Raw genomic sequence first — 21,871 nt, 5'->3', positions numbered from 1 at the left:
CCCGTTAAGGCAAGGCGGCGGACACGGCGTCGGGGGGGATCCCGTAACGCGCGATGGCATCAGCCGCCTTGGCCGGTTCAAGCAAGCCCTCGTCCGCCAGCGCCTTCAAGGCCGCCAGCGCGATGTGATGGCGGTCCACTCCGAAAAACGCACGCAACGCCTGCCGCGTGTCTGACCGGCCAAACCCGTCCGTGCCCAGCGTCACGTAACGGCGGCCCGCCATGAACGGGCGGATCTGCTCGGGCACCGTCTTCATATAGTCGGTAGCCGCCACGACCGGGCCGATGCTGCCAGCCAACGCCGTTTCCGCATGGCCACGGCGTGCGTCCTCCAGCGGATGCAGGCGGTTCCAGCGTTCGGCTTCCTGCCCATCCCGGCCCAGTTCCGAATAACTCGTCACGCTCCAGACATCGGCCGCCACGCCAAAATCCTGTTGCAGCAGATCGGCCGCGGCCAAGGTCTCGCGCAGGATCGCGCCGCTACCCAGCAATTGCACGCGCAAGGCGCCAGGCTCTCCTTCACGCAAGCGGTACATGCCTTGCAGGATGCCGGCCTCGGCGCCTTCAGGCATGGCCGGATGCGCGGTCTTTTCGTTGATCAGCGTCAGGTAGTAGAAGACGTCCTCTTGCTCCTGGTACATGCGGCGCATGCCGTCCTGCACGATCACCGCAATCTCATAGGCGTAGGCGGGATCGTAGGCGCGGCACGACGGGATGACCGAGGCCAACACATGGCTATGGCCGTCGTCGTGCTGCAAGCCTTCGCCTTCCAGCGTGGTCCGGCCCGACGTCGCTCCCAGCAGGAACCCCCGCGCGCGGATGTCACCGGCCGCCCAGGCCAGGTCGCCCACCCGTTGGAAACCGAACATCGAATAGAAAATGTAGAACGGAATGGTGGCCACGCCATGGGTGCTATGGGCGGTGGCCGCGGCAATCCACGACGACATGGCGCCGGACTCATTGATCCCTTCCTGCAATATCTGGCCTTTGCGGTCCTCGCGATAGACGCTTAGCTGGTCGGCGTCCTGCGGCGTGTACAACTGCCCCACATGCGAATAGATGCCCACTTGCCGGAACATGCCGTCCATGCCGAACGTGCGGGATTCGTCCGGCACGATCGGCACCACCCGCTGGCCGATCTCGGGGTCTTTCAACAATTGCGCCAGCACGCGCACAAAAGCCATCGTGGTGGAGAACTCGCGCCCGTCGCTGCCTTTCAGGTGCGACGCGAATGCGTCCAGCGACGGCGTGGCCAGCGGGCCAGGGCCTGCGGGACGACGCGGCAAATGGCCGCCTGCCCGCGCGATGGCAGCCTCAAAGTAGGCCTGCTCGGCGCTGCCCGGTGCGGGCTTGATGTAGGGAATCTGCTCCAGCTGATCGTCGGGAACGGGGATGGCGAAGCGGTCGCGGAATGCGCGCACGGCGGGGTCAGCCATTTTCTTTTGCTGGTGATTGGTGTTGGCGGCTTCGCCTGCCGCGCCCATGCCGTAGCCCTTGACCGTCTTGGCCAGGATGACGGTGGGTTGGCCGCGATGCGCCGTGGCCGTGGCGTAGGCGGCATACACCTTGGCCGGATCGTGCCCGCCGCGGTTCAACGCGCCGATCTCATCATCGGACAAATGCGCCACCCGCTCCAGCAGCACCGGGTCCGCGCCAAAGAAATGTTCACGCACATAAGCGCCGCCGCGAGCCTTGAACACCTGGTATTCGCCGTCCACGCATTGCATCATGCGCTGGCGCAACCGGCCGTCATGGTCCTGCGCCAGCAGCGCGTCCCAACCAGCGCCCCAGATCACTTTGATGACATTCCAGCCTGCGCCGCGATAGACGCTTTCCAGTTCCTGGATGATCTTGGCATTGCCGCGCACCGGACCATCCAGGCGTTGCAGATTGCAATTGACCACGAAGATCAGATTGTCCAGTTTTTCACGGCCCGCCATGGCCACGGCGGCCAGGGTCTCGGGTTGATCCTGTTCACCGTCACCCAGGAACCCCCAGACCTTGCGGCCCTGTGCCGGGATCAGTTCGCGGTCTTCCAGATAGCGCATGTAGCGCGCCTGATAGGCGGCCATCAACGGCCCCAGACCCATCGACACGGTAGGGAACTGCCAGAACGACGGCATGGTGCGCGGGTGCGGATACGACGGCAATCCACCCCCGCCGATCTCGCGGCGGAAGCGGTCAAGCTCGGCTTCCGAAATCCGGCCTTCCAGATAGGCACGCGCATAGATGCCCGGGGCCGAATGTCCCTGGATGTAGAGCATGTCCCCCAGGAAATTCGGCGTGGCCGCGCGGAAGAAATGGCGATAGCCGGTTTCATACAACGTGGTGGCCGACGCATAGGTCGCGATGTGGCCGCCCACGCCGGAGGTCTTGCCGGCGCGCAACACCATGGCCATGGCGTTCCAGCGCAGGTAGGCGTCCAGGCGCAGCTCGATGCCCACGTCGCCCGGGAACAGCCCTTGGGCCGCGGGCGCGATGGAGTTCACGTAAGGCGTCACGCCCGGCGCCGCATAGCGCCCATTGGCCGCGCGGTCCTGATTGATCAGTTGGTCCAGCAGATAGTGCGTGCGCGGCAGACCTTCGTGAGCCAGCACGGCCTGCATGGCCTCCAGCCATTCCTGGGTTTCCTGCGGGTCAGCGTCGATCGGGTCGATCGGGGTGTCCATGGGCGTCCTCCTTTGGGTGCGTGGGCGGCGCCTGGGTCGGGATAGCCGGCGCCGTCATTTCACATCGTGAATTGCAATTGCATCATGTGCAATTGCAATCGTATGGAGGATCCTGAACAATTGCAAGTGCAACTATTCAGGAGCGGCTAGCGCGCCGAACCCAACATGTACTCCACGGCCGCTCGCAAAGTGGCCTCGTCGGCAGACGAGCCGCCGCGCGGCGGCATGGCGCCCTTGCCCTTCAGCACGGTGACCATCACCACGTCCACGCCCTGCGCGACAAAAGGCGACCACGCCTGTTTGTCGCCCAGCTTGGGCGCGTTGGCCACGCCGCTGGCATGGCAGACGACGCAGGCGGATTTGTAGAGCTTTTCGCCCGCGGGATTGACAGCGGCCAAGGTGTCCGCCCCCGCATGCGGGACGGGCAGCATGGCCAGGAACAGCAGCAACGCGATTTGGACAAGGGAAGGCATGGCACGGGATTCCTGCGCAAGGGGTGGATGAACCCGCCGGCCAGACACGGATGCCGCGTCCAGCCGCGCGATCAATGCAAGGTCAACGCGGGATGGGGCCCGGCGCCTTGATCTGCTTCATCAGATCGTCGTTCCACTTGCCCTCGACCTTGATATGCCCGGCCGCGCCCAGCTCGAAGGCTTCGATCAGGTTGTGGTTCAGGTAGGCGTACACGCCTGGCTGCTTGAAGGTGTAGAGCGCCGCGCCCGCCGAACCGCCACGAATGAACCAGGTTTCCAGGTTCTTTTCGGGCGGATTGCCAAACTTGCCGGTCTCCCAGACCCAATCGCCATGGCCGCCGATCAGGTGCGGCCGCGTGTCGCGGTTGGCCTGCGAATGAATCAGCAGCACGGTCTCGCCGACCTTCGCGGTCAGGGCGTTATCGCCCGTCAGCGCCCCGACCTTGCCGTTGAACACGATGTGCGACGGTACAAGCTTGCGCATGACTTCCACCGTGTCGCCATAGCTCTCCGCCAACGTCGCGTATTCCTTGTACTTGCCGTTCTCGTCCTTGGGGATGTAGAGGTCGAATTCGCCAATGGTGTAGGCGCGGTCATAGTGCAGCGGCTTGCCCTGCGGATCCTTCAAACCGTCACGCGGCAGCACCATCAGCGTGCCGCTCATGCCCGATACCACGTGCCACGGCACCATCCCTTCCGGAGCACAGTGATAGACAAAGGTGCCGCTGCGATCCGCCTTGAAGCGCAGCGTGGCCTGTTCGCCCGGGTTCACGTTGGTCAGCTTGGCACCGCCCAGCGCCCCCGTGGCCGCGTGGAAGTCCACGTTGTGCGGCATCGCGTTGCTGGCGGGATTGACGAGCGTGATCTCCACGTAGTCGCCCTCGTGCACGACCAGCGTCGGGCCGGGCATGGAACCGTTGAACGTCATCGCCTGCAAGGTGGTCCCCTTGCTGTCGATGACCATCTTCTTTTCCTCGATGGACATCACGAATTCGATCACTTTCGGGCCCGAGGTCGCCACCTGCTCATGCGGGTGGACCATGGGCGGGGCGACCAGCGTGACCTTGGCGCGCGGCAGTTGGTCGGCATTCTGGGCAGAAGCCAGGCCGCCCGTCAGGGTCAAGGCCAGGGCCACGGCAAGCAGGGTGGGACGCAACGCTTTCATGTGCTACTCCTCTTTCCGATTCTTCAAAGCCGAGTCTGTCGGCAGTTCCATTGAAGGACCGGCGGTCTTTCCCTTCTTTGCTGTAGCGCAAACTCCGGACCAACCTGGCGCCCGGCACGCATTGCCAGGTGGGGGATGCGATGCCACCATCAAGGCGTGGAAATCTGATCCACGCCTTCAAGCGGATCACTATGCCGTCGCCCCTATGCCATGCCCTGTTGCGCAACCTGGATCTGTTCAGGCCGTTGTCCGACGTGCAACTGGACGCCGCGTTGCGCGGCGCCTCGCCATGCCGTCTTGAGGCGGGCGCCGTGGTCTACGGGCAAGGCGCCCCGGGCACGCACTTCTTCGTACTGCTGCATGGCTGCCTGAAGGTGACTCAGGTCACGCCGGAAGGCGAACAGATCATCGTGCGCTACGTCAACCCGGGCGACATGTTCGGGCTGGCCTGCGCCATGGGGCGGTCCTGTTATCCCGCAACCGTGCTGACCGTGCAGGAAAGTATCTGCCTGGCCTGGCCGGCCGCCGCCTGGCATTCCTTCACCGCCAGCCATCCGCAACTGGCCGCTCTTGCGTTGCAAACCATGGGCCAGCGCTTGCAGGATGCCCACGTGCGCATCCAGGAGCTGTCCAACGATGACGTCGAACAGCGCGTGGCCCGCACGATCCTGCGGCTGATCAAGCAATCGGGACAGCCCACGCGCGAAGGCATCGACGTCGGATTTCCCATCACACGCCAGGACATCGCCGAGATGACCGGCACCACCTTGCACACCGTCAGCCGGCTGCTTAGCGACTGGAAGCAGCGCGGCATCGTCAGCAGCGGCCGCAAGCGCATCGTGCTGCGCTCGCCCGCCGCCCTGGTTCGCTTGACCGAACCCGCCCCGCCGCCGATGGATTGCGCGGCCTGCCTGTCCTGCCGGGACGGGCCGCCGGCCGCCCCAAGCGTCAACGTCACGATCACGCATTGACCCGCTATCCCGCGTCCATGACAAGCCGCAGGCCCAGGTTGCTGGGCGGCACGCCTACGGAGCGGGCCCCGCTCTTTGGGTCACGGATGAAATCCGGCAGATAGGCGATATGACGGCCCGCGGCCACGCGAATGCCGCAATTGGCGCCCGCATCCTTCTGCACCGCGTCGGCCAGGGCCCCCGTCAATTCGCGGCGCACGTAGCAGTCCGACGTCCAGTCCCACACGCTTCCGGCCATGTCCTTCAGCCCCGCCCGATTGATGCCAAAAGCGCCGAACGGACGCACCTCGACATCCACGCCGGCGCCACGGCGGCTCTCCAATTCGTACTCCGCCAGCCAGCGCTGAGCCGGGTCCACGCGGTCGGGAAAATCGGTCAGGGCTTCCTCGCGGTAGGCATCCCCCGCCGCGTAGACCCATTCCGCATAGGTCGGCAACCGGAACCGTTGCCCAGTGCGCGCCGACAGCCACGCGGCATAGGCCACGGCATCGGTCCAGCTGATGCCGACGGCGGGCCGATCGGACGCGGACGCCTTGCGCTGCGCCGCATCCAGCGGCTTGCAGCCGCCGGCGGCGACGCAGCCCGCATACTCGGCCTGGCTGACCTGGCGCGTCATGATGGCAAAGCCGTGGGCATGGCGGGCAAGCACCGGCGCGGGCGTCTCAGGATAGCCATTGCGCAGCGTCTGGCCGGGCGGCAGATAGCGCAGTTCGCCTGGCGCCACCCGCGTGAGTTCCGGCAATGCAAGACGGGCCCGATCCCCGGGCCCGCAAGCGGTCAACAACACGGATAGAACAGTGATCGGCAGCAAGCGCAGGAAACGCATGGGACGGTGCTCCAGAATGCCCGCATCCAACCGGTGCGAGCGAGTCTCCATTGAACCGGCCGAGGCGTCCGCCCTCTTTGCGTTGGCGCAAAGAGCCGGACGCTTGCGCCTTTTTCCTACCCGCGCGCCGTCTTGGTCTGCAAGCGCGGTTCGACCAGCGCGGGCCGGGCGCTCAACAGCCCCAGAATGACCTGCATCACCATCGCCAGCGCGCCCAGCAGGAACACCACGTCGCCAAAGGTCCGGCCCCAGCGCAACGTCTTCAGCACATCCTGCTGCATGAACGCTTCGCTGCGGGCATACCAGAGCCCTTCGCTGACGCTGGCATGGAACTGGATCAGCCCCACCGGCAGCAAACTGGTGAAGATCATCAACGCCAGGCCCAGGTTCATGCCCCAGAACGCCAGCTTCATCAGGCCGGGGCTAAGCGCGTATTGCGGACGGATGTAGCGCAGCACCAGCAAGGTAAAGCCCAACGCCAGGAAACCGTAGACCCCGAACAGCGCCGCATGCGCATGCACCGGCGTGGTATTCAAGCCCTGGATGTAATAGAGCGAGATCGGCGGGTTGATCATGAACCCGAAGACGCCCGCGCCCAGCATGTTCCAGAACGCCACCGCCACGAAACACATCAACGGCCATTTCAGATCAGCCATCCATGGCGCGCGCGACTTCAGGCGCCAGTTTTCCCATGCTTCGTAGCCCAGCACGATCAACGGCACCACTTCCAGCGCCGAGAAGCTGGCGCCGACCGCCATCACGGGCGTGGTCGTCCCCGCAAAGTACAAATGATGGAAGGTGCCCGGAATGCCGCCCAGCATGAACAGCGATGCCGAGGCCAGGCTGGCCGTGGTGGCCATGCGGCGCGACACCAACCCCAGGGTTGAAAAGATGAAGGCCAGCGCCGTGGTGGCAAACACTTCAAAGAAGCCTTCCACCCACAGATGCACGATCCACCAGCGCCAATACTCCATCACGGTCAGATGCGTGCGTTCGCCGTAGAAAAAGCCCGCGCCATAGAACAAGCCGATTGCGCCGACGGATGCGGTCAGCAACGCCAACAGGTTCTTGTCGCCGCCCGGTGTGCGCAACGCGGGCACGATGCCACGCAGCATCAGCACCAGCCAGAAGCAGATGCCGGCGAACTTGCCGATCTGCCACAGCCGGCCCAAATCCACGTATTCATAGCCTTGATGCCCCAGCCAGAAATTCAGGTTGGGCGGCATGATCTGCGCGATGGCCAGGTAGTTGCCGGTGAACGACCCCACCACCACCAGCACCAGCGCCCAGAACAGGATATCCACCCCCACCTTCTGAAACTTCGGATCGCGTCCGCCATTGATCAGCGAGGCCAGGAACAAACCGGCCGCGAGAAAGCCGGTGGCGATCCAGAACAGCGCGCTCTGGATATGCCACGTGCGTACCAGCGAATACGGAAACCACTGCGACACGTCCAGGCCATAGAACTTCTGCCCTTCAACCGAGTAGTGCGCGGTAAACCCGCCCAGCAGCACCTGAAAGCCAAACAGCGCCACGACCAGGAACAGGTACTTTCCCAGCGCCCGCTGCGACGGCGTCAACGCAAACGTGGTCAGCGGATCACGCTCGGGCGCCGGCGGCGCCTCTTCTTCCTGGCCGCGCAAGAAGGCCCAGGCCCAAACCAGGAAGCCGATGCCCGCCAGCAGCACCACGACGCTGATGATGGACCACATCACGTTTTCGGCGCTGGGCTGGTTGCCGATCAGCGGTTCGTGCGGCCAGTTGTTGGTGTAGGTGACCGACTTGCCCTCGCGTTCGGTCGCCGCCGCCCAGGCCGTCCAGAAAAAGAACTGCGTGAGCCGGGTGCGCCGTGACGCATCAGGCAAGGTGTTTTCCTTCATCGCGAAGTGCTCACGGCTGGCATGCAGCGCGGGCGCATCGGAAAACAACTGGTCGTAGTACGCGGCCGTCTGCTCAATGGCGCGTGCGCGGCGCGGGCTGACCGTCAGCGTGTCGGTCGCGGCATCACTGCGGTTGGCGCGGTATTCGGCCTTGAGCGCTTCACGCAGGGCGGCTTGGGCAGGGGCCGCCAACTGCGCATAGGCCTGGCCATGCTCGTCTTGCGCGGCCAGGTCCAGCCACGCCATCAGTTCACGATGCAGCCAATCGGCCGTCCAGTCCGGCGCCTGATAGGCGCCATGTCCCCAGACAGAGCCCAATTGCATGCCGCCGACGGATTGCCAGGCCGTCTGGCCATCCAGGATGTCGTCGCGGCCGAACAGGCGCGTCCCCTCTGTTGTGACGACCTGCCCGGGAATCGGCGGCGCCTGCCGGTAGACCTCGCCGCCGTAGAAACCCAGCAGTGCGAAAGTGATCGCCACCACGGCGATCAAGGTGAACCATAATTTCCGATACGGACCCATGATGGGAACGCCCTCCAGTGTTGCGGTTAGTGGGTGCGTCTCCTAATGCAAAGGCCGTGCCAGAAAAAAAAGGCGTTAAATCAGCAGCTTGTTTTACCCAGGGTGGTTTTCACCCCGCATCGAAAGGGTATAAATCACCCCCATCAGGTTATTTCTACCCTGACATATGGGCACCGGAAGCGGCTTCGGCCTCTTACAATTCCCGCTGCACCCCTCTTTATCAAAGGAACCAACCGCATGGCCACGGGCAAGCCTGATGCGTGGAGCCTCTTCCTGACCGCGCATGCGCTGGTAGTCGAGGAAATAGAAAAGCGGCTGTCCGCGGCGGACCTGCCGCCGCTGGCCTGGTATGACGCTTTGTGGGCATTGGAGCGCGCCCCTGACGGCACGGCGCGCATGTTCGAGATGGCCGAACGCATGGTGATCGCGCGCTACAACCTGACGCGCCTGATGGACCGCATCGAGGCCGCCGGGCTGGTCCAGCGCTTCCGTTCCGACGAGGACCGCCGCGCCACCTATGCACGGCTGACGCCCAAGGGCCGGGCGCTACGGCTTCAGATGTGGAAGGTCTACGGGCCTGCCATCGACGAATTGTTCCTGTCGCAACTGCCCGCGTCGCAGCAGGCGGCCATGGCAGAGAGCTTCCGCCACATCGCCCGCCATGTCCGCGCCTTGAACAAGGAACCTTCAGCATGACGGCCACGCCCCTGCACATCGGTATCGTCGCGTGCTCGGCCGAGGGCGCGGCGCTGTGCTATCGCACGCTGTGCGCGGAAGGCGCGCAACGCATGGGGCCGCACGCCCACCCCGAGATCTCGCTGCACACGCATTCGCTGGCGGACTATGTGGCCTGTCTGGACCAGGGCGACCTGGCCGGCGTGGGCGCGCTGATGCTCTCGTCCGCGACGAAGCTGGCGCGCACGGGCGCCGACTTCCTGATCTGCCCGGACAACACCATCCACCAGGCGCTGGCCCACGTGCTTCCGCGGTCTCCGCTACCGTGGCTGCACATCGCCGAAGCCGTCGCCCAGGAAGCCGTGGCTCGTGGCTACCAGCGCATCGGCATCCTGGGCACGCACTGGCTGATCGACAGCAGCGTCTACCCGGACAAGCTGGGCGCGCAAGGCCTGGACGCCGTGCGCCCCAGCCAGGACGACCGCAACGACTTGGGCCGCATCATCATGGACGAACTGGTCTACGGCGTCTTCAAGCCGGCCTCCGTCGCGCGGCTTCAAGCCATCATCGAACGCATGCGGGACGCCGGCTGCGACGCCGTGGTGTTGGGCTGCACCGAGCTTCCGCTGGTGCTCAATGATGGCAATTCCGCGTTGCCGACCCTGGACTCCACCCGCATCCTGGCACGCGCCGCCCTGACGCGCGCCCTGCTGCCCCGCCAAGTGGCTTAGATCTGGTCCAGCCCGTACTGCCGCAGGCGGTCCAGGCTAAGCACCTTGATCTGGTTGTACGCCAGCGCCAGGATGCCCAGGTCGGTCAACGCCTGCAAGGCCTGGTTGACCCGCTGGCGCGACAGGCCCGTCAGATAGCCAAGCTCTTCCTGCGAGATCGCCAGAGTCAGGTCGGTGGACGGATACAGTTGCGGATTGAACAACTGCGCCAGCGACTGCGCCACCCGCGCATCCGCGTCCAGCAAACGGTGGTTCTGGATTGACGCGATGAATTCGCCCATCCGGTCATTCAACTGGCCGATGACAAAGTGCGAAAACGGCAGACTGGCCGATAGCAGCGCGTGAAACGTCACGGCCGGCACCGACATGACCAGCGACGGCTGGATCGCCACCACATCGTATTTGCGCAGTTCGCGCTTGATCACGCTGCCCTCGCCGAACCAACCTCCCCGCGGCACCCCCGAAAACGTGCAACTGCGCCCCGATTCGTTGTAGATCGCCAGCTTCAGCAGACCGGTATGCACGCCCAGCCAATGGTCCGACGGTGCATTGCGCCGCGCGATCCACGCGCCATTGCCGACGTGTTCCGCACGCGACGTCGCCAGCACCAGATCCTGATGGCTGGCGTCCAGCGCGCCGAACCAGGCGCACTCCCGAAACAGGCGGGACAGTTCCGTGGCGGAAACAATGTTTGAAACATCGGACATGGGCAGAACCGTGTAAAACTGGAGTTTGCAGGGTCGGCCGGCGGTCTGTCATGCAGGCGACAGACAGTATTTTCCAGCCAGCACTAAGCTCACGCAAGCGACGGGAATCAAGCTTCCCGAAAATAGATAAGGAGCGCCTGCGCGCGCCACTTGGAGACAACGCATGAGCAGCATGTTCGACCACGGCCTGGCACGCCGCGACGCCAACTATCAGGCTTTGACCCCGGTTGATTTCATCGCCCGGGCGGCGGAGGTCTATGGACACCGGCTGGCCGTGGTGCACGGCAAGGTGCGGCGCACCTGGGCCCAGACCTATGAACGCGCCCAGCGCCTGGCCAACGCGCTGGCGCAGGCCGGCATCAAGCGCGGCGACACCGTTGCCGTCATGCTGCCCAACATCCCTGCCATGGTCGAAGCCCATTTCGGCATTCCGATGCTGGGCGCCGTGCTCAACACATTGAACACCCGGCTGGACACGGCCAGCGTGCTGTTCATGCTGGGCCATGGCGAAGCCCGCGCGCTGATCGTCGACACCGAGTATGGCGACGCCGCGCGGCGCGCGCGCGCCGAATTCCCGCACCTGAAGATCATCTCGGTGCATGACCTGGACGGTGCGCCCGCCACGCTGCCCGGCGCCACCGACTACGAAGCCTTCCTGGCCGCTGCGCCCGCCCGCTACGATTGGACGCCGCCCGCCGACGAATGGGACGCCATCGCGCTGAACTACACGTCCGGCACCACCGGCGACCCCAAGGGCGTGGTCTATCACTATCGCGGCGCCTACCTGAACGCGCTCAGCAACATCCTTGAATGGGACATGCCCAAGCATGCGGTCTACCTGTGGACCCTGCCGATGTTCCACTGCAACGGCTGGTGCTTCCCGTGGACGGTCGCCGCGCGCGCCGGCGTGAACGTCTGCCTGCGCAAGTTCGATCCCAAGACCGTGTTCGACCTGATCCGCGATGAAGGCGTCACCCATTACTGTGGTGCGCCCATCGTGCAAAGCGCACTGGCCAATGCGCCCGCCGACATGCGCGCCGGCATCCAGCACACCGTGCGCACCATGGTGGCGGGCGCCGCGCCCGCGCCGGCCATCATTGCCAAGATGCGCGACATCGGCTTCGAGCTGACGCACGTGTACGGGCTGACGGAGGTCTACGGGCCCGCCGCCGTCTGCGCCCGCCAGGAATCCTGGGACGCGCTGGACGATGAACGCCGCGCGCTGCTGACCGCGCGCCAGGGCGTGCGCTACCACTTGCAGGCCGGCGTGTCGGTGCGCCACCCCGACACGATGCAAGAGGTACCCGCCGATGAAGCAACCGTGGGCGAAATCATGTTCCGCGGCAACATCTGCATGAAGGGCTACCTGAAGAACGAGCGCGCCACCGAAGAGGCCTTCGCCGGCGGGTGGTTCCACACCGGCGACCTGGGCGTGATGACGGCCGATGGGTACGTCCGCATCAAGGACCGCAGCAAGGACATCATTATCTCGGGCGGCGAGAACATCTCCAGCATCGAGGTCGAGGACGCGCTCTATCGCCACCCCGCCGTCGCAGCCGTGGCGGTGGTCGCCATGCCCGATCCCAAGTGGGGCGAAACGCCTTGCGCCTTCGTCGAATTGAAGCCCGGCTGCACCGCTACCGCCGACGAGATCATCGCGCACTGCAAACTGCTGCTGCCGGGTTTCAAGGTGCCCCGCGCGGTGCGCTTTGGTGAATTGCCCAAGACCTCCACCGGCAAGATCCAGAAGTTTGAACTGCGCGCGGCGGTCGGCGCGACCCAAGCCATCGATGTGGCCGATCCGAATTCCACCACCCACACCAAACCCAAACCCGATCCGGCCGGCTGAACGCCGCCGCCACCCAGGAGCTCCGACGCCATGACGTACCAAGCCCCCGTGAAAGACATGCTGTTTGTGTTGAACCATCTGGCCGGACTGCGCCAAGTCGCCGCCCTGCCCGGGTTCGAGGAGGCCACCCCCGACACCGCCCAGGCGGTGCTGGAAGAATCCGCCCACTTCGCCGCCGAGGTGCTGGCGCCGCTGAACCATCCCGCCGACCGCGAGCCCAGCGCATGGCGCGATGGCGCCGTCACGACAGCGCCCGGCTTCAAGCAGGCCTTCCGCCAATACACCGAGGCCGGCTGGCAGGGCATGTCGCATCCCGTCGAATATGGCGGCCAGGGCCTGCCCGGCCTGATCGGATCGCCCTGCTCTGAAATGCTGAACGCCGCCAATCTGTCGTTCGCGCTGTGTCCGCTGCTGACCAATGGCGCCATCGAAGCGTTGCTGACGGCCGGTTCACCCGAACTGAAAAAGCGTTTCATCGGCCCCATGATCTCCGGCCAATGGACCGGCACGATGAACCTGACCGAACCGCAGGCAGGTTCCGACCTGGCCATGATCCGCACGCGCGCGCAGCCCGTGGGCGACGGCACCTACCGCCTGTCAGGCACCAAGATCTTCATCACCTACGGCGACCACGATCTCACCGAGAACATCCTGCACCTGGTGCTGGCCCGCCTGCCCGACGCTCCCGAAGGCGTCAAGGGCATCTCGTTGTTCCTGGTGCCCAAGTTCCTGGTGAACGAAGACGGAACGCTGGGCGTGCGCAACGACGTCACCTGCGTCTCCATCGAGCACAAGCTGGGCATCAAGGCCAGCCCCACCGCCACGCTGCAATTCGGCGACGCGGGCGGCGCGCTGGGTTATCTCGTCGGCCAGGAAAACCGCGGGTTGGACGCCATGTTCATCATGATGAACGCGGCGCGCTATGCCGTGGGCGTGCAAGGCATTGCCATTGCTGACCGCGCCTACCAGCATGCGTTGGCCTATGCCGCCGAGCGCGTGCAGAGCCGCCCGGTGGACGGTTCCTCGCGCGAGGCCGTGCCCATCATCCAGCACCCCGACGTGCGCCGCATGCTGGGTACCATGCGCGCCCTGACCGAAGCCGGCCGTGCGCTGGCCTACGTCACGGCCGGCCATGCCGACCTGGCGCACGCCAGCCCGGACGCCGACGCCCGCAAGCGCCATCTGGCTATCCAGGAATTCCTGGTGCCCATCGTCAAGGGCTGGTGCACCGAGATGTCCATCGACGTGGCCAGCCTGGGCGTGCAGGTCCATGGCGGCATGGGCTTCATCGAGGAAACCGGCGCCGCGCAGTACTACCGCGACGCCCGCATCCTGACCATCTACGAAGGCACGACCGCCATCCAGGCCAATGACCTGATCGGCCGCAAGACCCTGCGTGACGGCGGCGCCGTGGCCCAGGCCTTGCTGGAAGCCATCCGCCAAACGGAAACGGAACTGGAATCGCGCAGCGAACCCGCCGCCAATCTGGTGCTGAAGCCGCTGCGCCAAGCGCGGCTGGCGCTGGCAAACGTGGTGGACTTCGTGCTGGCCAACGCCGCTGGCGCCCCCAATGCCGTGTTTGGCTCGGCGGTGCCCTACCTGTTGCTGGCGGGCACCACGCTGGCCGGCTGGCAGATGGCGCGCGCATTGCTGGCCAGCCTGGAGCATCAGCAGGAAGATCCCGAATTCCACCAAGCCAAGATCGCCACGGTGCAGTGCTATGCGCTGCACAAACTGACGCAAGCGCCGGGCCTGGCGGCCGTGGTGCTGGGTTCCAAGGAATACGAAGTCCAGCCCTGACCCGACTGACCGCTGCTTGGCATGAAGACCGCGATTTCGCGGTCTTTTTTCATGGGAGGGCGGCGCTTATCCCAGGGATTCCGCATCGTTAAGCATATAACCACAATGAATATAGAAACGAAATAAACATATTTAAAATCATTAAACGGACACCGGAAACTCCATTGCCCGTAGGCAAGGCGCCAGCCACATCAAGGCGCGATTCACAGGATTCCCCATGCTCCGTAAGCTTTTGGCTGTCACGTTGTTCTCCGCCGCCGCCTCCGCCCCCGCCCTGTCCGCGCCGCCCGCGCTGGAAATCGGCTACCTGCCCATCCTGCCCGATGCCCAACTCTTCATCGGGCTGGAAGAAGGCACGTTGCAGGCCAAGGGCGCACCTGCGCCGAAGCTGGTGCAGTTCCAAAGCGGCCCGGCGTTGACCCAGGCACTGATCGCCGGCCAGCTGGACGCTGCCTATGTCGGCATCGGGCCGGCGCTGGTCGCGCGCGCCAAGGGCGCGGACATCAAAGTCATCGCCTCGAACATCGTCGAACAGGTCAATGTGGTGGCGCTCGGTCCCCTGGCTCCCTACTTCGCCTCTGGTGACCCTGCCACTGCGTTCGCCCGTTTCGCCAAGGACCACGGCCGCAAGCCCGTGATCGCCAGTTACCCGAAGGGCGCCGTGCCCGAAGCCGCGCTTCAGTACTGGCTGCGCAACCAGATCAAGGCCGACCCGGCCAGCGTGGAACTGATCTATCAGGGCGAAGCCCAGATCCAGCAATCGCTGCTGACGGGCGCCATCGACGGCGCCGCCATCCTGGAGCCCACGGTCACCACCGTGCTGACCCGCGTGCCGGAATCCCGCGTGGTTGCGCGCGGATCGCAGTTGTTCCCGAAACAGCCCGGCGCCGTGCTGCTGGTGCGCGAGAAGCTGATCGCCGAACACCCCGACACCGTGCAACAGCTGGTGGACGCGCATCTGTCGGCCACCGCGCTCTTGAAGAACGATCCCGCCAAGGCTGCGGGCTATGTGCAGAAATACGTGGGTGGCGGCCGGCTGGACCGCGCCCTGGTTGAAAAGGCCATCCGCAGCTCGCACGACCAATTCGTGGCGGACCCGCACGCCATCATCGGCGCCACCGCCGAACTGCAAACGTTCCAGGCCACGCTCGGTACCGTCGAAGCGCCGTCAGTTGACGTGAAGCAGTTGTTCGACACCCGCTACTACGACAAGGCCGCCAAGTAATGAATTCGGCAAGCAGCCAGGCCGCCCAAGCGATCGCCGCGCCAGCCGCCCCCGCACGCAGCGGCCCGCCGCCCTGGCTGGCCGCTGCACGCCGCGCGGCCTACGGCATCGCCGGGCTGATCCTGTTCATTGGTATCTGGAAAGCCGCGCTGGTCTGGGAATGGGCGCCGCGAGGCACCCTGCCTGATCCTTTCGCCTTGCCCGGCACGCTGGCGCAGGAATGGCAATCGGGCCGCTTGTGGCCCGCCATCGGCTCCAGCCTGGTGCATTATTTCTGGGGCCTGGCGTTGGGCACCGCGCTGGGCTTTGGCGTGGGACTCGCGGCGGCCACCTTGCCACGCTTTGATCTGATGCAGGCGTATCTGGTGCGCATCCTGCGCCCGATTCCGCCGCTGGCGTGGGTGGTGTTTGCCATTGCCTGGTTCAAGGTCAGCCACGCGGGCGCGGCCTTCGTCATCGCCATCGGCGTGTTCTGGGTGAACTACTTCGCCACCTACAGCGCCGTGCGCAACGTGGATCCGCGTTACTACGAACTGGCCCGCGCCTTCGGTCACGGCGGTTATCTGGCGCGCGCGTTCTCGGTCACGCTGCCGGCCATCGCTCCGGGTGCCCTGTCGGGCGTGCGCACCGGCATCGGCCAAGCGTGGATGACCTTGATCGCCGCCGAACTGCTAGGCGTGCCCGGCATGGGCCAAGAGATGAACGCCGCCGCCGGCGTGGGCGCCTATGACGCCGTGGTCGTCTACATGCTGATCATCTCCCTGGTCTACACAATCTGCGACCTGGCGTTCTCCGCCGTCGAAAGCAAGGTGCTGCAATGGCGTCCGTAATCGAATTTTCCAAGCTGTCCTATCAGCACCCCGGGGCCGCCGCACCCGTCATCCAGGGCTTGTCTCTGGCCATCGAGGCAGGCAGCTTCGTCGCGGTGGTCGGTGGGTCGGGCGTGGGCAAGTCGACCTTGTTGCGCGCCGCCGCTGGCCTGACGGACCCCACGGCGGGCGAAGTGCGTTTCCAGGCGCAGCCGCGTCCCGGGCGACGCCCTCGCGCCGTCGTCTTCCAGGACAGCCGCCTGATGCCCTGGCGCACGGTGGGCGGCAACGTCGGCTATGGCCTGGAAGGCTTGGGGCTGGGCCGCGAAGAGCGCACGCAACGCATTGATTCCGCGCTGCAATTGACGGGCCTGCGCGACTACGGCCGGCGTTGGCCGCATCAGTTGTCGGGCGGCCAGGCACAGCGCGTGGGCATCGCCCGCGCCTTGGCGGTCAAGCCGGACTTATTGCTGATGGACGAGCCCTTCAGCGCGGTGGATGCCATCACCCGCCGCAATCTGCAACAGGAACTGATTCGCGTCTGGCAGGCCTCGGGCGCCGCCGTGCTGTTCGTCACGCACGATATCGAGGAAGCGGTGTTCCTGGCCGACAAGGTCGTGGTGCTGGGCGGGCATCCCGCCAACGTCGTGGGCAATTTCGACATTGCCCTGCCACGCCCGCGCGACCGTGGCGCGGCGGCGTTCGCCGCGCAAGTCACGGCCGTCGCCCATGCGCTGGAACATCACTGACATGATCCGGCTGCTGATACACGCGCCAACGCCCGCTGCGCTGGAACGCGCCCGCCGCAACGCCGCCAATCTGGTCAAGGCGGAACCGCTTGCCACCGTGGAAATCGTCGCCAATGCGGGCGCCGTCGCTGCGGCGTTGGCCGACCCGCACCCGACGGATGAACACCTGCGGCTTTGCCAGAACACGTTGACAGCCACCGGCGGCAAAGCCCCTGCGCACATTCAAACGGTGGCTGCCGCGGTGCTGCATATCGCGCAGCGGCAGGCGGATGGCTGGGCGTATATGCGGGCATGAAGTCGGGCACGACTACGGGCATGACGTCGGGCATGAATGCAGGCACGCAGTCGGGCATGGATTCGGGTTTGATTCAGCACCGCACCGCGCTCGCCGCTGCCTTTCGCGGTAGCGTCGCCACCCAGAAAAACAACGCCGCCATGCTGATGCCCGCGCCCAGCGCGCAGACGCCCAACCACCCCGCCCGCGCATAGACAGCCGTTGACGCAATGGCCCCCAGTCCACTGCCCACGGCGTAGAACATCATGTAAGCCCCCACCAGCCGGCTGTGCGCCTGCGCGCTGATGCTGAAGATCATCGTCTGATTGGTCACGTGCAGCGCCTGCAACGCCACATCCAGGATCAACACGCCCAGCGCCAGCGCCCACAGGCTTTGCTCCAACAAGGCAATCGGCACCCAGGCCAGGCACAACAGCAACAAGCCCACGGCCGAGGTCCGTTGTCCCAATCCGCTGTCCGCCCATCGGCCGGCGCGGGCCGCCATCAATACCCCCAGCACGCCCACCAGTCCGAACGCACCAATCGCCGTGTGCGACAGCGAATAAGGCGGCGCGCTCAGCGGCAGCACCAGCGCCGTCCAGAACGCGCTGATGGCCGCGAACATCAGCAAGGCAATCATGCCGCGCACGCGCAGCACGGATTCCGTTGCCATCAACGTGTACAGGGATCGCAGCAGCGCCCAGTACGACAGATTCGCCCGGGCCAAACGCCGTTGCGGCAATTTGCTGACCAGTACCCACGCCAACAAGGCGGCCAGCGCCGCCGACACCACATACACCGCCCGCCAACCCCAGGCATCGGCCACCAGCCCCGCCACCGTGCGCGCCAACAGCAGGCCAATGACCACGCCCCCCTGCGCCGCGCCCACGACGCGGCCCCGCTCGGCGGGCGCGGCCAAGGCAGCGGACAGGGCCAGCAAGCCCTGCGTCATCGCCGTGCCCAGCAGCCCCAGCGCCACCATGCCCGCCAGCAACCACGGCGCGTTGTCTGACAGCGCCACGGCGCCCAGCGCCAACACCAGCAAGCCCAGTTGCCCGATCATCAGCCGGCGCCGGTCCAGCAGATCTCCCATAGGGACGACAAACAGCAACGCCAGCGCGCATCCCAACTGCGTGGCGCTGATGACGATGCCCACCGCGCTTTCATCCATGGCGAATTCGCGCCCGATGGCATCCAGCAAGGGCTGCGCGTAATACACATTGGCCACGCTCAGCGCACAGGCCACGGCCAACAGCATGACCAGCCAGGCCGGCATGGGGCCGCCGGCATCGTGTGGGGGAGGATCGGATCGGGTTGGCATCGTATTTTCAATATGGTTTTATTAAGCAACCAGAATGCTAGTTCTTAAGGTTTTATAATGCAACCATAAAGTTCGATCCGCTGTCCCCGTCATCCTCTAGCTAAAGGGCCCGACATGGTCAAACGCACCAGCCTTGAAGGCGCCGCCTGTCCGGTGGCGCGCTCGTTAGACGCGATCGGCGATTGGTGGTCGCTGCTGATCGTGCGCGATGCGTTCGATGGCTTGCGGCGCTTTGGCGAATTCCAGAAAAGCCTGGGCGTCGCCAAGAACATCCTTAGCGACCGGCTGCGCACGCTGGTGGCCCATGGCATCCTCACGGCGGTCCCGGCATCCGACGGCAGCGCTTATCAGGAATACGTGCTGACGGACAAGGGCCGCGCCCTGTTCCCCGTCATCGTCGGTTTGCGCCAATGGGGCGAAGACCATTACTACGCACCCAACGAAGCCCATTCCACCCTGATCGACCGCAAGCGCGGCCAGACGGTGCGCCGGTTGGAGATACGCGCACAAGATGGCCGGCTGCTGGATCCGGACGACACCGTGGTGCAAAAGACCACGCCTGCCACGTAGGGTGAACCAGCCCTAGGCGGCCGCGGGCCACTGCCCCGTCGCCAGCGACGTGGGCGAGTACGCCTCAAACTGCCAACGCAGCGCCAACGCGCCCGGCCGCCAGACGACGCGCTGCACCTCGACGCGCCACAGGCGTTCCGCCCCCGCGAACGTGTCGATCTCCGGGCTATCCAGAAGCACTTGTGCCCGTCCCGACAGTTGCAAGACATCGCCCCGGGCAAAATCGATGAAGACCAAGCCGGCACGCGGATTGGCCACGAGATTGCCCAGGGTATTGAAGAAGCGATTGCCCGAGAAATCGGGGATGGTCAGCACATTGTCGTCCACGCGCACGAACCCCGGCCTGCCCCCGCGATGGGACACGTCCACCGCACGGCCGCCGCGCTCGTCGCCGTCCACGTAACTCGCAACGAAAAAGGTGTCGGACGCCGCGATCAAGGCGCGCGCGGCGTCGTCCAACCCGTCGCGTTCACGCGGCGCAGCGGCAAAACGCAAAGAAGGCGAGCGTGAAAAATGGAAATCGCGCGTCTGGATGTACTGCGGGCAATTGCCAAAGGATTGCGCCACGGCGACGTCAAAGCGCTTGCCATCCCACGCCGCGATCCGGCCGTTCATGCGGTTGCGGCGCCGCGTGTGCAGTTCGATTCCCAGCAGTCCCACGGCCTGGTCCGGGCCCAGCCCGGCGCGCAGCGGATCATCGGCGTCCGGCATGGCCGCCACGCGCAAGGTATGCGGGTCTGGCGACATGGCGAACCCCGGCAGCCCTTCCAGCACGCCCGCCCACGGATCGCCTTGGCCGTCCACCGTCCCCATCACCAGGAAAGGCAGCTGGGCGAAGAACTCGCGGTGCTGGTCCGGCATGTAATCCCGCATGACCTTGGGGCCAATCTGCGCCATGCGCTCCGCCATGCCAACGTGCGTCTGCAACAGCCGTTCGCCGGCATGCCAGGGCGGTTTGCTGGTGACGGGATCGAATGGATTCATGATGCACTCCTTGCCGGCACGGCATCGGCGTTCAAGCGGCCAGCAACCCCGCGGGGGTGCTGGCCATGGGCACAAAGCGCGGCAGGCTTTCAATGCGCGCCAGCCAGGCGCGGACATGCGGGTAATCCGCCAAGGACACATTGCCTTCGGGCGCATGGGCCACGTAGGCGTAGCAGGCAATGTCGGCGATCGTCGGCGCGCTATCCGCCAGGAAATCCCGCTGACCCAATTCACTGTCCATCACACCCAGCAAACCATGGGCGCGCGCCAACGTGGCGTTCACGTCATAGGAGGCTCCGAACACCGTCACCAGCCTGGCCGCCGCCGGGCCATTTGCCAACGGGCCCGCCGCCACCGACAACCAGCGTTGCACGCGCGCTGCGCCCACCGGATCCTCGGGCAACCAGGCCCCGCCCCCATAGCGTTTGGCCAGATAGACGAGGATGGCATTGGAATCCGCCACCACCACGCCGTCGTCATCGATGACGGGCACCTGGCCGAACACGTTCATTGCCAGAAATTCGGGACGCTTCTGCTCCGCCTGGCGCAGATCCACGTCAACGCGGCGGTGCGCCACATCCAGAAGGGACAGCATCAGCGCGACGCGATGCGCGTGGCCGGACAGGGGGAAGCTGTAGAAGGTCAAAGCGGCGGTGGTCATGCGAGTTCCCAAGGGGATGAACAGGCCTCCATCTTGGTCCGATCCGCGCCGAACGAGAACCGCCACCGCCGGCAAGACACTCTTGCGCGCCGTGAAAGAAACCCCGGCAAAACGCCGGATCAGCCCGGCAGCGTAGCCAGGTCGCGGCGCAGCGCTTCAACGCAGAATTCGACGAAGCTGCGTACCTTGGCCGAACTGCGGCGGCCCTCGGGATACACCACGTGCACCGGCAACGGAGGCAGTTCAAAGTCACGCAGCACAACCTGCAAGGCGCCGCTGGCCAGATGCCGGGCCACCTGATAGGACACGACCTGCGTCAGCCCCCAGCCCTCGCAAGCCGCCAGCACCGCGGCCTGGAATGACGTCACGGTCAGCTGCGATTGCACGTTCAGCCGCCTGGGCTGGCCGTCTTGCTGAAAACGCCATTGCGCGCCGCGCCCCTCCATGGCTGCGGTGATCGTGCAAAAGCCCGGCAGCGCGTCCAGATCCTTGGGTTCCCCATGCTGGCGCAGAAAGCCGGGCGTGGCGCAGACCACGCGGCGCACCTGCCCCACGGGAACCGCCGTCAGCGTCGAATCCGGCAAGGCGCCAATGCGCACGGCCACGTCCACGCCTTCGTCCAGCAGGTTCACGACGCGATCCACCAGCAAGGTGCGCACCGACACGTCGCGATGCGCGCGCAGGTAGCCCAGTACGACCGGCATCACGTGCAATTCACCAAAAAACGCAGGTGCCGTGATGCTGAGCGCGCCGCGCGGCGCGGCCATCACGCCGGCGGCGGCATCGTCGGCCTGTTCCACGTCTTCCAGAATGCGGCGGCAATCGGCGGCGTAGCGCTCGCCGGCTTCGGTCAACCTCAAGCTACGGGTCGTGCGAACCAGCAGCAAGGCGCCCAAGCGGCGCTCCAGCGCCGCGACGCTGCGCGTCACCGTGGGCGCGGACATCTCCAGCCGCCGGGCAGCGGCGGCAAAGCCCTGGGTTTCGGCCACGGCCAGGAACACGGCCATTTCA

At 65.5% G+C, this 21,871-nt stretch carries 20 protein-coding genes; 10 read left to right on the top strand and 10 right to left on the bottom strand.

The genetic code is table 11. The features are described 5' to 3' along the window. Positions 1 to 4: 4 nt before the first annotated feature. The 3 genes from aceE to nirK all read right to left on the bottom strand — a co-directional run bounded on the left by aceE (position 5) and on the right by nirK (position 4,306). Positions 5 to 2,668 carry a pyruvate dehydrogenase (acetyl-transferring), homodimeric type gene (gene aceE, locus HV753_RS23325; RefSeq protein WP_175176950.1) on the bottom strand — a complete coding sequence of 888 codons (2,664 nt, stop codon included), beginning with the start codon at positions 2,666 to 2,668 and terminating at the stop codon, positions 5 to 7. A gap of 146 nt (positions 2,669 to 2,814) precedes the next feature. Continuing rightward, positions 2,815 to 3,141 (bottom strand): c-type cytochrome, encoded by a 327-nt coding sequence (locus HV753_RS23320; RefSeq protein ID WP_175176949.1) that lies wholly within the window; start codon positions 3,139 to 3,141, stop codon positions 2,815 to 2,817. Between the two features lie 82 nt (positions 3,142 to 3,223). Next, the gene (gene nirK, locus HV753_RS23315) at positions 3,224 to 4,306 is read right to left on the bottom strand and encodes a copper-containing nitrite reductase (RefSeq protein ID WP_175176948.1); all 1,083 of its coding nucleotides are present in this window, start codon (positions 4,304 to 4,306) and stop codon (positions 3,224 to 3,226) included. A 191-nt stretch (positions 4,307 to 4,497) separates the two neighbouring features. On the opposite strand from nirK, the gene HV753_RS23310 reads away from it, so the two are divergent. Further along, positions 4,498 to 5,277, top strand: coding sequence for a Crp/Fnr family transcriptional regulator (locus tag HV753_RS23310; RefSeq protein ID WP_175176947.1), 780 nt, complete (start codon positions 4,498 to 4,500; stop codon positions 5,275 to 5,277). A gap of 4 nt (positions 5,278 to 5,281) precedes the next feature. Here the strand turns inward: HV753_RS23310 and HV753_RS23305 are convergent, their stop codons facing one another. Both HV753_RS23305 and HV753_RS23300 read right to left on the bottom strand, forming a co-directional pair. Next, positions 5,282 to 6,154, bottom strand: a complete 873-nt coding sequence (locus HV753_RS23305) for a formylglycine-generating enzyme family protein (protein WP_246288366.1) — start codon at positions 6,152 to 6,154, stop codon at positions 5,282 to 5,284. Between the two features lie 65 nt (positions 6,155 to 6,219). Continuing rightward, the gene (locus HV753_RS23300; protein ID WP_175176946.1) at positions 6,220 to 8,505 is read right to left on the bottom strand and encodes a nitric-oxide reductase large subunit; all 2,286 of its coding nucleotides are present in this window, start codon (positions 8,503 to 8,505) and stop codon (positions 6,220 to 6,222) included. A gap of 237 nt (positions 8,506 to 8,742) precedes the next feature. On the opposite strand from HV753_RS23300, the gene HV753_RS23295 reads away from it, so the two are divergent. Next, positions 8,743 to 9,201 (top strand): MarR family winged helix-turn-helix transcriptional regulator, encoded by a 459-nt coding sequence (locus HV753_RS23295; RefSeq protein WP_175176945.1) that lies wholly within the window; start codon positions 8,743 to 8,745, stop codon positions 9,199 to 9,201. Further along, a complete protein-coding gene (locus HV753_RS23290; protein ID WP_175176944.1) occupies positions 9,198 to 9,911 on the top strand; it encodes an aspartate/glutamate racemase family protein in 714 nt (237 codons plus the stop codon). Before HV753_RS23295 ends, HV753_RS23290 begins: the two co-directional genes overlap by 4 nt. On the opposite strand, the gene HV753_RS23285 is transcribed toward HV753_RS23290, so the two are convergent. Beyond that, positions 9,908 to 10,618 carry a Crp/Fnr family transcriptional regulator gene (locus tag HV753_RS23285; RefSeq protein WP_175176943.1) on the bottom strand — a complete coding sequence of 237 codons (711 nt, stop codon included), beginning with the start codon at positions 10,616 to 10,618 and terminating at the stop codon, positions 9,908 to 9,910. The genes HV753_RS23290 and HV753_RS23285 overlap by 4 nt on opposite strands. Before the next feature lie 163 nt (positions 10,619 to 10,781). On the opposite strand from HV753_RS23285, the gene HV753_RS23280 reads away from it, so the two are divergent. The 6 genes from HV753_RS23280 to HV753_RS23255 all read left to right on the top strand — a co-directional run bounded on the left by HV753_RS23280 (position 10,782) and on the right by HV753_RS23255 (position 17,345). Continuing rightward, positions 10,782 to 12,467 (top strand): acyl-CoA synthetase, encoded by a 1,686-nt coding sequence (locus HV753_RS23280; protein ID WP_175176942.1) that lies wholly within the window; start codon positions 10,782 to 10,784, stop codon positions 12,465 to 12,467. A gap of 30 nt (positions 12,468 to 12,497) precedes the next feature. After that, positions 12,498 to 14,267, top strand: coding sequence for an acyl-CoA dehydrogenase (locus HV753_RS23275; RefSeq protein ID WP_175176941.1), 1,770 nt, complete (start codon positions 12,498 to 12,500; stop codon positions 14,265 to 14,267). 217 nt (positions 14,268 to 14,484) lie between these two features. After that, positions 14,485 to 15,492, top strand: a complete 1,008-nt coding sequence (locus HV753_RS23270) for an ABC transporter substrate-binding protein (protein WP_175176940.1) — start codon at positions 14,485 to 14,487, stop codon at positions 15,490 to 15,492. Continuing rightward, a complete protein-coding gene (locus tag HV753_RS23265) occupies positions 15,492 to 16,322 on the top strand; it encodes an ABC transporter permease (RefSeq protein WP_246288365.1) in 831 nt (276 codons plus the stop codon). The genes HV753_RS23270 and HV753_RS23265 overlap by 1 nt, the downstream gene beginning before the upstream one ends. Then, positions 16,310 to 17,050 (top strand): ABC transporter ATP-binding protein, encoded by a 741-nt coding sequence (locus HV753_RS23260; protein ID WP_175176939.1) that lies wholly within the window; start codon positions 16,310 to 16,312, stop codon positions 17,048 to 17,050. Before HV753_RS23265 ends, HV753_RS23260 begins: the two co-directional genes overlap by 13 nt. A 1-nt stretch (position 17,051) precedes the next feature. Further along, a complete protein-coding gene (locus HV753_RS23255; protein WP_175176938.1) occupies positions 17,052 to 17,345 on the top strand; it encodes a hypothetical protein in 294 nt (97 codons plus the stop codon). 73 nt (positions 17,346 to 17,418) lie between these two features. Here the strand turns inward: HV753_RS23255 and HV753_RS23250 are convergent, their stop codons facing one another. After that, a complete protein-coding gene (locus HV753_RS23250) occupies positions 17,419 to 18,645 on the bottom strand; it encodes an MFS transporter (RefSeq protein WP_175176937.1) in 1,227 nt (408 codons plus the stop codon). A gap of 114 nt (positions 18,646 to 18,759) precedes the next feature. Between HV753_RS23250 and HV753_RS23245 the strand changes: the two genes are divergently transcribed. Continuing rightward, positions 18,760 to 19,215 carry a winged helix-turn-helix transcriptional regulator gene (locus HV753_RS23245; protein ID WP_175176936.1) on the top strand — a complete coding sequence of 152 codons (456 nt, stop codon included), beginning with the start codon at positions 18,760 to 18,762 and terminating at the stop codon, positions 19,213 to 19,215. Between the two features lie 12 nt (positions 19,216 to 19,227). Here HV753_RS23245 and HV753_RS23240 read toward each other — a convergent pair whose 3' ends face one another. The 3 genes from HV753_RS23240 to HV753_RS23230 all read right to left on the bottom strand — a co-directional run bounded on the left by HV753_RS23240 (position 19,228) and on the right by HV753_RS23230 (position 21,867). Further along, a complete protein-coding gene (locus HV753_RS23240; protein WP_175176935.1) occupies positions 19,228 to 20,199 on the bottom strand; it encodes a pyridoxamine 5'-phosphate oxidase family protein in 972 nt (323 codons plus the stop codon). Positions 20,200 to 20,230: 31 nt separating this feature from the next. Further along, entirely contained in the window at positions 20,231 to 20,860 is a 630-nt protein-coding gene (locus HV753_RS23235) for a glutathione S-transferase family protein (RefSeq protein ID WP_175176934.1), read from the bottom strand. A 119-nt stretch (positions 20,861 to 20,979) separates the two neighbouring features. Next, positions 20,980 to 21,867, bottom strand: coding sequence for a LysR family transcriptional regulator (locus tag HV753_RS23230; protein ID WP_425485925.1), 888 nt, complete (start codon positions 21,865 to 21,867; stop codon positions 20,980 to 20,982). Positions 21,868 to 21,871: the final 4 nt, after the last annotated feature.

This window comes from Achromobacter pestifer (genome assembly GCF_902859625.1).
GTDB classification, from domain to species: domain Bacteria; phylum Pseudomonadota; class Gammaproteobacteria; order Burkholderiales; family Burkholderiaceae_B; genus Achromobacter; species Achromobacter pestifer.
Note: the sequence above shows the minus strand (reverse complement) of the source record. Positions and strands in the feature narration are given on the sequence as shown.

What these genes read in the sequence shown, in the direction of transcription:
- aceE (WP_175176950.1), bottom strand. Translation starts at nt 2,668, where the DNA reads ATGGACACCCCGATCGACCCGATCGACGCTGACCCGCAGGAAACCCAG.
- HV753_RS23320 (WP_175176949.1), bottom strand. Translation starts at nt 3,141, where the DNA reads ATGCCTTCCCTTGTCCAAATCGCGTTGCTGCTGTTCCTGGCCATGCTG.
- nirK (WP_175176948.1), bottom strand. Translation starts at nt 4,306, where the DNA reads ATGAAAGCGTTGCGTCCCACCCTGCTTGCCGTGGCCCTGGCCTTGACC.
- HV753_RS23310 (WP_175176947.1), top strand. Translation starts at nt 4,498, where the DNA reads ATGCCGTCGCCCCTATGCCATGCCCTGTTGCGCAACCTGGATCTGTTC.
- HV753_RS23305 (WP_246288366.1), bottom strand. Translation starts at nt 6,154, where the DNA reads ATGGAGACTCGCTCGCACCGGTTGGATGCGGGCATTCTGGAGCACCGT.
- HV753_RS23300 (WP_175176946.1), bottom strand. Translation starts at nt 8,505, where the DNA reads ATGGGTCCGTATCGGAAATTATGGTTCACCTTGATCGCCGTGGTGGCG.
- HV753_RS23295 (WP_175176945.1), top strand. Translation starts at nt 8,743, where the DNA reads ATGGCCACGGGCAAGCCTGATGCGTGGAGCCTCTTCCTGACCGCGCAT.
- HV753_RS23290 (WP_175176944.1), top strand. Translation starts at nt 9,198, where the DNA reads ATGACGGCCACGCCCCTGCACATCGGTATCGTCGCGTGCTCGGCCGAG.
- HV753_RS23285 (WP_175176943.1), bottom strand. Translation starts at nt 10,618, where the DNA reads ATGTCCGATGTTTCAAACATTGTTTCCGCCACGGAACTGTCCCGCCTG.
- HV753_RS23280 (WP_175176942.1), top strand. Translation starts at nt 10,782, where the DNA reads ATGAGCAGCATGTTCGACCACGGCCTGGCACGCCGCGACGCCAACTAT.
- HV753_RS23275 (WP_175176941.1), top strand. Translation starts at nt 12,498, where the DNA reads ATGACGTACCAAGCCCCCGTGAAAGACATGCTGTTTGTGTTGAACCAT.
- HV753_RS23270 (WP_175176940.1), top strand. Translation starts at nt 14,485, where the DNA reads ATGCTCCGTAAGCTTTTGGCTGTCACGTTGTTCTCCGCCGCCGCCTCC.
- HV753_RS23265 (WP_246288365.1), top strand. Translation starts at nt 15,492, where the DNA reads ATGAATTCGGCAAGCAGCCAGGCCGCCCAAGCGATCGCCGCGCCAGCC.
- HV753_RS23260 (WP_175176939.1), top strand. Translation starts at nt 16,310, where the DNA reads ATGGCGTCCGTAATCGAATTTTCCAAGCTGTCCTATCAGCACCCCGGG.
- HV753_RS23255 (WP_175176938.1), top strand. Translation starts at nt 17,052, where the DNA reads ATGATCCGGCTGCTGATACACGCGCCAACGCCCGCTGCGCTGGAACGC.
- HV753_RS23250 (WP_175176937.1), bottom strand. Translation starts at nt 18,645, where the DNA reads ATGCCAACCCGATCCGATCCTCCCCCACACGATGCCGGCGGCCCCATG.
- HV753_RS23245 (WP_175176936.1), top strand. Translation starts at nt 18,760, where the DNA reads ATGGTCAAACGCACCAGCCTTGAAGGCGCCGCCTGTCCGGTGGCGCGC.
- HV753_RS23240 (WP_175176935.1), bottom strand. Translation starts at nt 20,199, where the DNA reads ATGAATCCATTCGATCCCGTCACCAGCAAACCGCCCTGGCATGCCGGC.
- HV753_RS23235 (WP_175176934.1), bottom strand. Translation starts at nt 20,860, where the DNA reads ATGACCACCGCCGCTTTGACCTTCTACAGCTTCCCCCTGTCCGGCCAC.
- HV753_RS23230 (WP_425485925.1), bottom strand. Translation starts at nt 21,867, where the DNA reads ATGGCCGTGTTCCTGGCCGTGGCCGAAACCCAGGGCTTTGCCGCCGCT.